Here is a 14,286-nt window from a genome sequence, read left to right on the forward strand (position 1 = left end):
TTAACAAACTAAACGTACTTTGTCACTTACACAATCGCATAAATTTTCAATTAAACATTATTGCCTATCGGTATTTAAGACTTGCTAAAAGATAGAGCGAACCCGTGACTATACTCTTGGTATTCGTTTTCTCGACTAGTTCTATAGTGCCTCCTAGAGCAACTAGTACTTTTTTCTTCTTAAAATTACATTTCTCCATTAATTCATTTCCACTGGCAGCTTCTTTATGCGGGAATGTAATAAACGTAAAAGATTCCGCTACGGGAATAAGTTCGTCCAACGTACCTTTAATGTCTTTTCCTTTTAACATCCCAATCACAAAGTCTACCTTCTCATTCGGGAACTCCGTCTTAATAGTATTTGTAAGCGCCCTAGCAGCTGCAGGATTATGAGCCCCGTCCAAAAAGATTCTGGGGGCAATTTCTTGGAATCGATGTGCAAGTTCGGTTTTTGCTATTCCGCTACCAACTTTATCTTCCGAAAGTGATATACCAGCCATAAGTAAGGCTTGAATCGCAATCGCGGAATTTATACCTTGATGTTCGCCTTTCATTTTGCGCTCACATAACTTGAAGTTTTGTTGCCCTTTAAATTGTTCTTCGTTTTCCATACTGAAATCAATGCCGTAAATCCGAAGCAAACTCCCCTTCTCCCCCGCTACTTGCGAAACAACCTGTAAAGGTTCAGTCTGTAAAGGACCAGTTATTACTGGAATTCCTTTTTTTATTATCCCAGCTTTATGAACTGCGACCTCATTTAAGGTAGTTCCAAGAAAAGTCGTATGATCAAGTGCTATCGACGTAATGACGGACACAAGGGGAATAACTACATTTGTACTGTCTAGTAATCCGCCCATACCAGTTTCGACTAATACGTAATCTGGTTGAGACCGTTTAAAAGAAATGAATGCCGCGACAGTCAGGAGTTCAAAATCAGTTAACATACCACTTAGCTCTGTCATTTCTTTAAATGTTTGATTCAATTCTTCTTCTGAAATTGGAGTTCCGTTCAATCTTATTTGATCGTGAATGTCGAATATTGCCGGTGAAGAAAATACGCCCGTTGAATACCCATTTTCTTTTAATATTGATTCCATAAAAGCAATTGTTGAGCCTTTGCCATTCGTTCCGGTTACATGAATGATTTTCAACGTCTTTTCAGGGTTTCCAATTACTTGTAGTGCTTTTTGTATGGCTTCTAAACCTGGTTTTATCGCATCATCGCTGTTAATTCCCCAGCGTTCTTTATATTCTTTCATTTTTGGAATCATCATAAGTCCCCCGTGTGGTAAAATATTAGTAGCTTAATTATATCATGACCGGAGGAAAATCCATGACTAGTTGTTGGGTAATATATAACGGAAGTTTGACAAGTGATAAATTTAAAGATCAGGCAGTATTAATTAAGGAAGCTGCTGAACGGGCGGGCATAAAAGCTGAGTTGAAGAAAAATTATGAAGTAATAATGGATTTGAGTATTGAATTCAAACATCAACCAGATTTTGTTGTTTTTCTAGACAAAGATATACTACTTGCGAAGTTTTTGAAAAATAAAGGGATTCGAATATTTAATGATCCCATCGTTATCGAAACCTGCGATAATAAGGCGAATCAATACTTGGAGTTGTCGAAGCATGGCATTCCAATGCCTAAAACCATTATTGCACCAAAAGTATATCCAGCATTTACGATCGCTGAATCTGGTTATTATGAAAAAATTCTCGAAGAATTAAAACTTCCAATGATTATTAAAGAAGGTCATGGATCGTTTGGGATGCGGGTTTATTTAATTGAAACGAAAGAGGAGTTTTACGCGAAGACAGGTGAACTGCGCGGAGTCGACTACGTTTTTCAAGAGTTTATTGAAACGAGCAAAGGACGAGATATTCGTGTAAATATCGTCGGTGGTGAAATTGTAGCGGCGATGTACCGCCATTCAGAAACAGATTTTCGAGCTAATATTACAAATGGTGGAGTTGCGAAAGATATTGAATTAACGAATGCGCAAAAGAATCTAGCTATGCGTGCAGCCGATGCTGTGGGTGCCGAGTTTGCTGGGGTCGACCTATTATTTGGTGAAAATGAAGAACCACTTGTATGTGAAGTAAACGCAGCTGCCCATATACGAAATATTTACAATGTCACGGGGATTAATGTAGCCGATTCGATGATTGCGTATATATTGAGGGAAATTGGATGAAAGGTTATGTTTATTATTCCAGGGAAGAATCAATAAGGAATCGCGCGTTTATCCATGATTTAATAGACGAAGCGAACAAAAGTGGCATTGATCTCCAACTGATTGTTGATGATGAACAACCAGATGCTGATGCAGATTTCATATTGTTCAGAGACCGGAATCCGGAAATATCTGCATCATTTGAGCGACAAGGGTTTCGAGTTTTTAATCGTTCTGAAGTGAATGGGATTGCGAATGATAAACTTCGGACATTTGAATTAGCCACTCTATTGGGTGTGCCAGCAGTTCCAACTAAAAAACTTCGTTCAATAAATGATATTCAATCTTACCCCGTTGTTATAAAAACTGCGGATGGTCATGGTGGAAATGAGGTATTTCTTTGTAAGTCTGCGGTAGAAGCAAAAGGATTTATTTCTAAATTTACAAATAGAAGCCTTATTGTTCAACCATATACTGAATCGAATGCAACCGATGTTCGTGTTTTTGTTATTGGAGAAAAAATTGTAGGGGCTGTTAAACGTAGGGGTAATGATTCGTTTAAATCTAACTACATTTTAGGTGGGTCTATTGAAAAATATAAAATGTCCAGTTGGCAGGAAAATGAAGTTGTTCGGATTGCAAAAGCACTTAAAAGCGACTACATTGGAATCGACTTTTTATTGCTCACCAATGGACGTTTGATATTGAATGAAATCGAAGACCCTGTCGGAGCACGATCGTTGTATCAAACGCATGATTTTTCAGTTGCAAAGAAATTGATGGATTATATATTGATAAAACAAAATTACCGATAAATATATTATATCGATTAAAACTCCCGTATTATCCTGTTTGGAATAAGTTTCATATAATTATAAATAAAAAATTGATCTCATTAAATTGATTACCAAATTACTTGAGTCTACGTAATTATCGTAGTAACGATTTAAAAAATAAATAGCGTATGTAAGTAAAGACCCTAAATCCGAGATGCCAAATAAATCGATAGCAATAGAATGCGTAGGTATTTCACAAACAATAAAAGCTTCGTAGCGATTTATTCTACGAAGCTAACAATTATTGATTAATCAGGACAAACTTAATATTTTACATCTACTTCAAAATTTGGTGTTTCAGGATTAGCTTCGTAACTGGCACCTTCAATAACTGTTGACCCGGCACACTCATTAACAAATGCTGATAATGATCCAGTTCGTTTTTGACTGTCCTTTGCATTTGAAGGCCAATTAGGTTTAACAGCGCCTGAATAAAAAACTACGCGATTATCTGCGGTTTTCTTATCGAAAGTTAATTTTTCCACTTTGTCTTTTGGAAAACCATCAATATTTATACAAAACATACCACCGGGACTTACTTCTATATCTTTCCCAATAGTTAATTCCCCAATTCCCATTCCGTTGCCATCTTTAATTCCTAGCAAAATAACCCTTCCCGCGACCTCCATTTTTAAATTATTTACCACCTTAATAGTCTGTGCGATTAATGTAAAGTTCATTTTATTCATATTGTTTTTTGCGTCCAAGAATCCTTTATGCACCCAAATCAAACCACCCTGATTATTTGGGTTATCGCTATCTACATTGCCGCTAGAGTAAAATTTACCTGGATCACAATGTCCATTTACAGTGCAAGGTGAAGTTACTTTTTTATAATCATCTCTTGATTGAAAGTAATTAAAGACATCCTCCGGGGCCGTTATATTTTCTGTTCCGGGATTATCTTCCAATGGTGAAGTTGTTATAAACTCTGGTATATTAAACTCAAGAACTGTACTCAATTCTCTTTCCGGTTGTGAAATGGATGAGCCTATTACCTTAAAATTAATTATTATTTTATCTTTCATATTTTCAAATGTTTCAATTGATAATTTTGGATTGCTTAAATTATAGGAAGGTAATGTATGGGTAGAATCTAATGGTGTACTGCCTTCAGTCGCAAATGAATTGATAGAGCCTTCTAATTTATCCTTATAATGCTTCAGAGCATCGGCCTTAATATCATCTATTGTTTTGATAGACGTACAAATCGGAAGACTTTTGTTTTTCTGACAAGAATTATAAGCAATTAAGTATGGTTCGATTATCGTTGTAAGGGTACTTTTAGTTGCTTTAACCTCTTCAATTTCCATTTTATTTAAATAATAATCTATTCCCATCTCTGCCGCGACCACAGCCATATTATTTGTGTCAATAACTTTCTCCTGTTTAGCGTTACTGACCGACGCAGTTACAAAAGATGCAGAAATTATCATGATGAAAGTGATGACAAAAAGCACGATTAAAAGTGTATATCCTTTTTCATTTCCCTGCTTCCACATGTTTTACTTCCTCCTTAATTTGTAGTTGACTTGTATCTTGCAAACCTGGTCTTTACTTCAACATTCAATTCCTCGTTTTTCGGATCTTTTACTATTAAAGTCGTCGAAAAATCCTTTTCTTTCGGAAGAATAGTTCCAGGGTTATCTAGTAAAGAGTAATGATAATTGCTCCCTATAATACTTTCAACGCCGTCACATGAGGTTGGTATTTGCACGTTATTGCATTCTTTAAAAACTAGTTTATCATCGCTAGTAACAATAAGTTCGTATGCATCTAAAGTCCGATGTTTTTGTAATATCAATGAAACTAAATAGTTCGCCTCTTGTTGCATTTTAACTTTTTTTGTTTCTACGACATTATATTTGAAGGAGATAGTAAAGGTCGTCATAATAAGTGTACCTATTAATGACACAAGGACAAGTACTGCAAGAAGTTCAATTAATGTAATACCTTTTTCATTTTTTACAAACATTTTACTATCCTCCTTTTCCTACTTAACTATTTTAGCCTCAATATAGCCATAAGATTCACTATTTATTTTCCCGTCTGCTAATACTTTTAAATGAACCTTGTATAATATAATATTTTCTGGATGAATTTTACTATCAAGATCTGGAACTGGATCTGTATAAAAGTCTGCTTCATATATATAATCATTTTTTTCATAGTTAATTCTTAATGCATTTTTAGATAGATCAACCGGATTTTTAATGACTGTTTCATTAGTTCCTAAAATTATGGCATTAATATCATTCTGGTTCAAGGGACTGACATATGGTTCTTTCTTATTTTTAATGAGTGCAATTTCTTCTCTAGCAAGGTTCATCGTTTCCAATTTTATTTCTGTCTTTTTATTAAACAATGTCATCTGTGGAAAAATCGTCATAAATCCTACGAAAACAATACCTAAAATAACCAGGGATGCAAGAACCTCGATAAGGGATAGTCCCTTATCATTCCGAAAATATTTCTGCATAGCAAATCTCCTTTCCAAGTTAAACGGTTCCGATTAGTTCTCCTGAAAATAATTACTTTGTAATTCATTACGCCTATATTCAATATTAATAATCACTAAATCTTTCATACTTGAATCAATAGTACCACAGATTACAAGGAATATGTTACCACATTCAACTATTTTTTGAATCTTTGCTTTCCATCTGACAAATTGTTACTTATAACGTAATAGCCCCGTCACACGGTGTGACGGGGCCAGTTTTATTTTGGTGTTTTCAATTAAATCTCCTTCAATTCCTTCATACGCTTCTCTACAGTCGCATATTTCTCAAGATAATCCTTTTCCTTAGCACGTTCTTCAGCTACAACTGCTTCTGGTGCATTATTCACAAATCGTTCATTCGCGAGTTTGCCTTGGACAAGTTTGACTTCACTTTCCCATTTCTTTAACTCTTTTGCTAAACGAGCTAGTTCTTCATCAATATTTAACAAGCCTTCTAGTGGTAAGAATAATTCTGCGCCTGTGATGACGGCTGACATTGTTTTGCCTGGCGCTGCGATTCCTTTACCGATTGTTAATGGTTTTGGATTACAGAAACGTTCGATGTATTTTCTGTTCGTTTCGAAAATCTCGGCTGTTTTGTCGTCTCTTGTTGAAATATAGAGCGGAACTTCTTTACTCATTGGCGTGTTCACTTCTGCACGGATGTTTCGAACGGATCGAATGATGTCCATTAGCAATTTCATTTCAGAAGCACGTTCTTTATCGGACAATGATTCATCAACCGTCGGCCACGGCGCGATTGTGATTGATTCGCCTTCGTGTGGGAGGTTCTGCCAGATTTCTTCGGTGATGAATGGCATGAACGGGTGCAGTAGACGCATCGTATTGTCAAGGACATATGCGAGTACTGAACGCGTCATCTTTTTCGCTGCTTCATCTTCACCGTATAATGGCAACTTCGCCATTTCGATGTACCAGTCACAGAAGTCATCCCAAATGAATGTGTAGAGTGAGCGGCCTACTTCGCCGAACTCATATTTATCGGCTAGATTTGTTACTTGCTCGATGGTTTCATTCAAACGAGTTAAGATCCATGTGTCTGCGACTGATTTCTCGCCGGATAAATCGATTTCATCGTATGTCATTCCGTCCATATTCATCAATGCGAAACGGGATGCGTTCCAGATTTTATTGGCGAAGTTCCAATTGGATTCGACTTTATCCATGGAGAATCGGATATCCTGCCCCGGTGATGCGCCTGTTGAAAGTGTGTAACGAAGTGCATCGGCACCGTATTTCTCGATGACTTCCATCGGATCAATTCCGTTGTCGAGTGATTTCGACATTTTTCTTCCTTCAGAATCTCGAACGAGACCGTGTATTAAAACGTCTTCAAATGGACGTTCTCCTGTAAATTCGAGTGCTTGGAAAATCATGCGTGACACCCAGAATGCGATAATATCATACCCTGTAATAAGTGCATTTGTCGGGTAGTAACGTTTGAATTCTTCATTGTCCAAATCAGGCCAACCCATTGTTGAAAACGGCCATAGTGCAGATGAGAACCATGTATCTAGGACATCTTCATCTTGTTTCCAATTTTCTATGTCCTCTGGCGCTTCATTGCCAACATGAACTTCACCGGTCTCTTTATGGTACCAAGCTGGAATTCGGTGGCCCCACCAAAGTTGGCGTGAAATGCACCAGTCGTGGATGTTTTCCATCCATCTGAGGTATGTGTTTTCAAAACGATTCGGAACGAAATTGACTTTTCCTTCGCCTTTTTGAAGGTCGATCGACGCTTCCGCAAGTGGTTTCATTTTAACGAACCATTGTGTTGATAGGTACGGCTCAACTACCGCGCCACTTCGCTCTGAATGACCGACTGAGTGGAGATGGTCTTCGATTTCAAATAGAACGCCCATTTCTTGAAGATCTTTGACGATTTCTTTACGACATTCAAAACGATCCATATCTTTATATTTTCCAGCACGTTCATTCATCGATCCGTCTTCGTTCATCACGAGAACTCGTTCTAGGTTGTGGCGGTTTCCGATTTCAAAGTCATTCGGATCATGCGCTGGCGTGATTTTAACCGCACCGCTTCCGAATTCCATATCCACGTAATCGTCAGCAATAATTTCAATTTCACGTCCAACGATTGGAAGCGTCACTGTTTTACCGATTAAATGTTTGTAACGTTCATCTTCAGGGTGAACCGCAACCGCAGTATCGCCGAGCATCGTTTCAGGACGCGTCGTCGCGATTTCAATGCTGCCAGTTCCATCTGTTAGTGGGTAGCGCATATGATAGAATGCACCCTGCACATCTTGATGGATAACTTCGATATCCGATAAAGCCGTTTTTGTTTTCGGATCCCAGTTAATGATGTATTCACCGCGGTAAATTAGCCCTTTATTGTAAAGTTTGATAAAGACTTCTTGGACCGCTTCCGATAATCCTTTGTCTAATGTAAAACGTTCGCGCGTGTAGTCAAGGCCAAGACCTAGTTTCGCCCATTGTTCACGAATATGGGAAGCGTATTCTTCTTTCCAATTCCATGTTTCTTCAATGAATTTTTCGCGTCCCAAATCATAGCGTGATTTACCTTCTGTACGAAGACGTGCTTCAACACGTGCTTGAGTTGCAATTCCCGCATGATCCATTCCCGGAAGCCATAACGCGTCGTACCCTTGCATGCGTTTCATGCGCGTTAAAATATCTTGGAGTGTCGTATCCCAGGCATGCCCAAGATGGAGTACGCCCGTAACGTTCGGCGGCGGAATGACGATAGTATAAGGTTCTTTACCGCTTTCTGGTTGGGCTTCAAAGTACTTCCCTTCGAGCCACCATTGGTAACGGCCATTTTCAATTGTCCCGGGTTCGTATTTAGTCGGCATTGATAAATCTTCAGTTGACATGGTTAGTTCCTCCTCTTAATTTTGGATACAAAAAAACTCCGTTCGTCTTAAAAAAGGACGAAGGAGTTGTTCGCGGTACCACCTTTATTTGTGCACAGCAAAAAAATGTACACCTCATACTTGTATAACGGCTTCAAACCGGTTTCCACTAATGAAGAATAATCTTGTTCATGGAAACTGCTCACGGGGGACATTCTGTGCATCGTTTACAGGGCCTCTCACCGTTGGCACCCTCTCTTTAGAAAATTATGTCACGTACTATTCCCGTTCATCGCATCAATATGCAGTTGAATTGATTATATAGGAAAACAGGCGAGTACGTCAAGTAAATCACGAAAGGATTGTGTTATGAGAAAAGGTTATAACCCATACTTATTGCCACCTTGGTTACGGAAATGCAGATTTTATGCTAAAACCATTATTATTCCGATTGCCGTTTTTCAATTAATTCGCATGTTGATCGTCCCGACAGCCGGCGATTTTCTATTACTGTGCTTTCTCGGAGGATTAGCTTTCGCTTTGCACCGAAACATTATTTGAGCGAAAAAGCGTTGTTGAAACACCGTCTTCTAATCCAGCGAGGAATCCTAATGTTTCATCTTCTTCCCCATCTTGAATTGATACGTTTTCATATTTCACAGTGTGTTCTGGAGCAGATTTTTCTTCAACCACTTCGGCTGTTTCAGCAACTTCTGGTGATTCTACTGTATCTTCTACTGTAGCTTGGTTCGTACTATCATTTGGGACAACAATGATTTCCCTGTAAGAACATTGCACTTCCCAAATGACTGCAATTGCGCCTTGTCCTTCCATTTCGCATTGCGCATTTGCCGTAACGATGTTTAAAGGATCATTTGCCTCGGGCGGTAAATCAATATTAAACGGAACTGCATATTCAAAATAGCCTAAGTTCCCATTAAGCTCGACGTCGTCAATTAAAATTGCAGATTCTACTTGCTCAGTTCTAGGTGCTTCTAGGTCAAATTGGACATTCACTGCTAGATGGTAGATGCCAGTCATGCGGACCGATGCTTCGTTGGATCGATCGATTGTGAACCTCGGCGTTACTCTGACCGACTCTGTACCTGTTGGAGTTCCCGTCGCTTCCGGAAATACAAAGTCCTCTTTCATTTGCCATTGTACAGTTTTCATATTTTTCTCCTCCTATTCCCTCACAAACAATTGTATGCTTGGTGATTGGTTGTTAGAAGATGATTTGGGGGAAGTTTTATATTGTTAAGCAAAATATAGCAAGTCCATTGAAAAAGGCCACTAAGCATAACCTACTAAGAACGCTTCGGCGCTGGTGGATGCCTCCCGCAATAAGCCTGATAGAAAACCACTATCAGTCTTATTGCTCCGGCTACCACTTGTGAGGCGCCTACGCTGGATTTTTATTTGTAGATGATTGACGTTTTTGTAGTTGAAGATTTGAAAATTGCTTTTATTGTTACGCACTAAATACATACAAAGTTTCACAATTTAAAGTAGTCACTAAATAACTTTCTTTATACAGCGAAAGTAATAGTTGATTGGAGTGCAGGGTGGCGACTCCAGCGGAATCAGCGAGACAGCCGAGACCCTGGACTGAGCGCAGCGAGGGAAGCGGCTCGGCGCTCGCCCGCAGGAACGCGTCCGCCCGGAACGGAAATCGACGGTTTCGTAGGCAAAATCAATTGAAATAGGTGCTTTGAGTCACATTAGTCGTTTCGACAGCCTCTTTAGTCGTTTAGAATTGACTATAGTCGTTTCGATTGGGGTTTTAGTCGTTTGAGGATGCACTATAGTCGTTTCGACGGCGGTTTTGGTCGTTTGGAGTATAGGAAGCGACAGGGGCGAACTATTTCTTTCGATATCCATGAAAAAACCGGGTACTTGAACAATAATACGTTCAAGTACCCGGTATGAATTAATTATTATCGAGCTAACTTTTCAAACACAGTATGGAACGCTTCAACCGTTTTCGCAATATGTTCCTCAGTATGCGCTGTTGAGATGAACATGCCTTCGAATTGTGAAGGCGGCAAGAAAATGCCTTCTTCCGCCATTAGACGATAGTAATCTGCAAACAATTCAAGATCTGATGTTCTAGCTTTGTCATAATTGATGACATCCTCATTCGTGAAGAAGAAACCAATCATCGATCCTGCACGGTTTACTGTGTGCGGGATATTATACTTTTCAGCCGCCGCGCGGAAACCAGCTTCAAGTTGGTCGCCTAGCTTCATGAAATGATCATAAGATGCTGGTGTTAACTTTTTCAACGTTTCAATACCCGCAGTCATTGCAAGTGGGTTACCTGACAACGTACCTGCTTGGTAAACAGTTCCTGCCGGCGCGATGTTTTCCATGATTTCTCTTGACGCACCGTATGCGCCAACTGGTAGTCCGCCGCCAATTACTTTACCGAGACAAGTAATATCTGGTTGAACATCAAAATGTCCTTGTGCACAGTTGTAACCAACGCGGAAACCTGTCATAACTTCATCGAAAATTAGCATTGACCCATTTTCGCTAGTTAATTCGCGGAGACCTTCTAGGAATCCTGGTTGCGGTGGGACAACACCCATATTTCCAGCAACAGGCTCAACAATGATTGCTGCAAGATCGTCACCGAACTCATCGATGGCAACTTTCACGCTTTCAAGATCATTGTAAGCAACCGTGACTGTGTTTCTTGCAATGGATTCTGGAACGCCCGGGCTGTCTGGAAGTCCTAGTGTCGCGACACCAGAACCTGCTTTAATCAGCAGAGAGTCGCCGTGTCCGTGGTAGCATCCTTCAAATTTCAAAATAATATTACGACCTGTAACGCCTCGTGCTAAACGAAGTGCACTCATCGTCGCTTCCGTTCCCGATGACACCATACGTACCATTTCCATCGATGGTACGCGGTCGATAACGAGTTCTGCAAGTTCATTTTCAGCCAATGTCGGCGCACCGAAACTTGAACCCGTTTCTGCAACACGCTTGATACCTTCAACAACATCCGGATCCGAGTGGCCTAAAATAAGCGGGCCCCACGAAAGAACGTAGTCGATGTATTCATTGCCGTCAATATCCGTAATCATTGCACCTTTACCACTTTGCATGAAAATCGGATCCATATTCACCGATTTAAATGCGCGTACCGGCGAGTTAACTCCGCCCGGCATTAAGTCTACTGCTTTTTCAAACGCTTGTTTCGAGTTCGTATAATTTTTTTCCAATTATTTTCCCTCCAACCATTTAGCTGCATCTTTTGCATGGTACGTCATAATTAAGTCCGCACCTGCACGTTTCATACTTGTTAATGTTTCAATCACAATTTCTTGTTCGTTTATCCAACCATTTTGCGCTGCCGCTTTCACCATCGCGTATTCCCCGCTCACATTGTAAGCAACGACTGGCAAAGTGAAGTTGTTTTTCACATCGCGCATGATATCAAGATACGAAAGCGCCGGTTTAACGATTAAGAAATCTGCGCCTTCCTCCACATCTGCTTCTGCTTCACGAATTGCTTCAAGTCGGTTTGCCGGGTCCATTTGATAGGTTTTACGGTCTCCGGATTGAGGTGATGAATGCGCCGCATCGCGGAACGGTCCGTAATAAGCGGATGCATATTTGACTGCATACGACATAATCGGGATGTTGACAAATCCTGCCTCATCAAGCCCACGGCGAATTGCCGCGACAAATCCGTCCATCATATTCGACGGCGCGATAATGTCCGCACCGGCTTCCGCTTGGCTAATTGCCGTTTTCGTCAATAGTTCAAGCGACTGGTCATTCAATACATAGCCGTCTTCAATGACGCCGCAATGCCCGTGATCTGTATATTGGCAAAGACAAGTGTCCGCAATCACGACGAGATCCGGATGACGTTCTTTCACAAAACGAGTTGCTTGTTGAACGATTCCTTCATCTGCATACGCTTCAGTCCCCACTGCGTCTTTCTTTTTCGGAACACCGAACAATATAATCGACGGGATTCCAAGCGATACCACTTCATCCACTTCGGCAGCTAGATGATCCAGCGACAATTGATAGACGCCCGGCATCGATTCAACTGCATTTTTAATATCGTCACCTTCGACGACAAAAATCGGATAGATGAAATCTTCTTTTTGTAAAACTGTTTCCCTTACCATCGAACGTAGTGTTCCAGAATTACGCAACCGTCTATTTCGACGGAAATTTAATTTATCCAAACGTAACATCCTTTCGGCTCGCCAATTTATCGACGAGATGCTTTAAAGTATATGTCTCAGGTCGGACATGAACAGTAGCACCGACTTCTTTCAGTGCTTTTTCAGTGACATGCCCGATAGCTCCTACAGTGTAGCCGTCCCACCCGGTTTTGGGTGCCACTTCTTCTGCGAATATCTCGACAGCTGATGGACTCGCAAATAACACCGAAACAGCCTTTTCGCGTTGCAATAAATCCACAAGCGCTTCTGTGTTTTCTCCGGCTTTTTCAGTTTTATAGATTGTCCATTCATCAACTTCAAACGGCAATTCCTCACTGATTGTAGGTCCTGCAATCGATCCTCGTAGAAATAATAATCGGCGAATATCATTTTCCTCTGGGTCAAATTCTTTCACGAAAACATCTGCACTAAAAACTGTCGGGATAAATTGCACTGAAAACCCGATTTTTTCAAGTGCGGCTGCGGTGCGTGTGCCGATTGCCGCGATATTTGATGGAATCATGTCAGCAGATACGCCGTGGCGCTTCATTTTCGCTTCAAATGCCGATACGGCAGTTTGACTTGTGAAAATAAGCCAATCATAAGACGGACTAGCTTCAAGGCGTAATTTATCAGTAGGCTCTATTAATTCCGCGACTTTTATTAGCGGGAGAGATACTGGATCTCCCCCGTACGTTCTTACCAAATCAAATACATCTTCTGACTTCGGCGTTCCGGTAAAGACGACTGTCTTCCCTTTTAAAGGTTCACTTTCCTTCATTCATCTCGGCCATCACTTTCTCTATAACATCCCCGGCACCTTCAGCACGTAGTGTTTTTGCAACTTGCTTCCCTGCTTCAACTGGATCCGAGTGAACAACGCTATCTTTAAATACTTGAGTAGCATCTGGTGAAGCGATGTATCCCGTAAAGTGGATATTTGTTCCGTCATACTGCGCATATCCAGCAATCGGAACTTGGCAAGAACCGTTCATTTCCGATAAAAATGTACGTTCCGCATCAATTTCTTTCCATGTTTTATCATCCGAAACTTTTGCAAGTTCAGCCAATAATTCTTTATCGTCCACGCGGCATTCGATGGCCAATGCCCCTTGACCGACAGCTGGAATGCAATCTTCTACGGACATATATTCAGTCACAACATCGTCATCCCAACCGACACGTTTCATGCCCGCAGCTGCTAGTAAAATCGCGTCATATTCACCATCGCGCAATCTTCTCATGCGTGTTTCAATGTTTCCGCGAATCCATTTGATCTCTAAATCAGGACGTAGCAACAGTAATTGTGAACTACGACGTAGGCTTGACGTACCGACAACCGCGCCTACTGGCAGGTCTAAAAACTTCACATGGCCATTTGAAATGAATGCATCACGTGCATCAACGCGCGGTGGAATGCAGCCGATGATGAGTTCTTCAGGTAATTCAGCCGGCATGTCTTTTAAGCTATGTACAGCAAAATCGATTTCTTTATTGAGAAGCGCTTGTTGAATTTCTTTTACGAAAAGTCCCTTACCGCCTACTTTGGATAGCATGACGTCAAGGATTTGATCACCTTTTGTCACAATTTCTTTGATTTCAAATTCGAATGGCACGCCCGCCTCTTTCAGTTGTTCAATAAACCATTTTGTTTGTGTCATGGCTAAATTACTTCTTCTCGAACCTACGATGATTTTTCTCATTCAACTCAACCTTTC

At 40.5% G+C, this 14,286-nt stretch carries 12 protein-coding genes and 1 other annotated feature; of the genes, 2 read left to right on the forward strand and 10 right to left on the reverse strand.

Features of this window, described 5'->3' with window-relative positions; all coding sequences use genetic code 11:
* Nucleotides 1–64: 64 nt before the first annotated feature.
* On the reverse strand, nucleotides 65–1,270 hold the full coding sequence (locus JSQ81_RS02670; protein ID WP_212606199.1) for a bifunctional folylpolyglutamate synthase/dihydrofolate synthase: 1,206 nt from the start codon (nucleotides 1,268–1,270) through the stop codon (nucleotides 65–67).
* Nucleotides 1,271–1,332: 62 nt separating this feature from the next.
* Here JSQ81_RS02670 and JSQ81_RS02675 point away from each other — a divergent pair, with 62 nt between their 5' ends.
* Together JSQ81_RS02675 and JSQ81_RS02680 are read left to right on the forward strand one after the other, a co-directional pair.
* The gene (locus JSQ81_RS02675) at nucleotides 1,333–2,199 is read left to right on the forward strand and encodes an ATP-grasp domain-containing protein (RefSeq protein WP_212606200.1); all 867 of its coding nucleotides are present in this window, start codon (nucleotides 1,333–1,335) and stop codon (nucleotides 2,197–2,199) included.
* Nucleotides 2,196–2,993, forward strand: coding sequence for an ATP-grasp domain-containing protein (locus tag JSQ81_RS02680; RefSeq protein WP_212606201.1), 798 nt, complete (start codon nucleotides 2,196–2,198; stop codon nucleotides 2,991–2,993). Before JSQ81_RS02675 ends, JSQ81_RS02680 begins: the two co-directional genes overlap by 4 nt.
* A 284-nt stretch (nucleotides 2,994–3,277) precedes the next feature.
* Here JSQ81_RS02680 and JSQ81_RS02685 read toward each other — a convergent pair whose 3' ends face one another.
* The 9 genes from JSQ81_RS02685 to hemC all read right to left on the reverse strand — a co-directional run bounded on the left by JSQ81_RS02685 (nucleotide 3,278) and on the right by hemC (nucleotide 14,271).
* Nucleotides 3,278–4,516: a hypothetical protein gene (locus tag JSQ81_RS02685; protein WP_212606202.1), complete on the reverse strand. Its 1,239-nt coding sequence runs from the start codon at nucleotides 4,514–4,516 to the stop codon at nucleotides 3,278–3,280.
* 14 nt (nucleotides 4,517–4,530) lie between these two features.
* Nucleotides 4,531–4,989, reverse strand: a complete 459-nt coding sequence (locus tag JSQ81_RS02690; protein ID WP_212606203.1) for a prepilin-type N-terminal cleavage/methylation domain-containing protein — start codon at nucleotides 4,987–4,989, stop codon at nucleotides 4,531–4,533.
* 18 nt (nucleotides 4,990–5,007) lie between these two features.
* On the reverse strand, nucleotides 5,008–5,493 hold the full coding sequence (locus JSQ81_RS02695) for a type IV pilus modification PilV family protein (RefSeq protein ID WP_212606204.1): 486 nt from the start codon (nucleotides 5,491–5,493) through the stop codon (nucleotides 5,008–5,010).
* Nucleotides 5,494–5,753: 260 nt separating this feature from the next.
* Nucleotides 5,754–8,399 (reverse strand): valine--tRNA ligase, encoded by a 2,646-nt coding sequence (locus JSQ81_RS02700; RefSeq protein ID WP_212606205.1) that lies wholly within the window; start codon nucleotides 8,397–8,399, stop codon nucleotides 5,754–5,756.
* 50 nt (nucleotides 8,400–8,449) lie between these two features.
* Nucleotides 8,450–8,680, reverse strand: a binding site (T-box leader).
* A 226-nt stretch (nucleotides 8,681–8,906) separates the two neighbouring features.
* Nucleotides 8,907–9,551, reverse strand: a complete 645-nt coding sequence (locus tag JSQ81_RS02705; protein ID WP_212606206.1) for a hypothetical protein — start codon at nucleotides 9,549–9,551, stop codon at nucleotides 8,907–8,909.
* A gap of 764 nt (nucleotides 9,552–10,315) precedes the next feature.
* Nucleotides 10,316–11,608 carry a glutamate-1-semialdehyde 2,1-aminomutase gene (hemL, locus tag JSQ81_RS02710; protein WP_212606207.1) on the reverse strand — a complete coding sequence of 431 codons (1,293 nt, stop codon included), beginning with the start codon at nucleotides 11,606–11,608 and terminating at the stop codon, nucleotides 10,316–10,318.
* On the reverse strand, nucleotides 11,609–12,598 hold the full coding sequence (hemB, locus tag JSQ81_RS02715) for a porphobilinogen synthase (RefSeq protein ID WP_371812498.1): 990 nt from the start codon (nucleotides 12,596–12,598) through the stop codon (nucleotides 11,609–11,611).
* Entirely contained in the window at nucleotides 12,582–13,349 is a 768-nt protein-coding gene (locus JSQ81_RS02720; RefSeq protein WP_212606209.1) for a uroporphyrinogen-III synthase, read from the reverse strand. The genes hemB and JSQ81_RS02720 overlap by 17 nt, the downstream gene beginning before the upstream one ends.
* Nucleotides 13,336–14,271: a hydroxymethylbilane synthase gene (hemC, locus tag JSQ81_RS02725; RefSeq protein ID WP_212606210.1), complete on the reverse strand. Its 936-nt coding sequence runs from the start codon at nucleotides 14,269–14,271 to the stop codon at nucleotides 13,336–13,338. Before hemC ends, JSQ81_RS02720 begins: the two co-directional genes overlap by 14 nt.
* Nucleotides 14,272–14,286 lie beyond the last annotated feature (15 nt).

The organism is Sporosarcina sp. Marseille-Q4063, from assembly GCF_018309085.1.
Lineage (GTDB): Bacteria > Bacillota > Bacilli > Bacillales_A > Planococcaceae > Sporosarcina.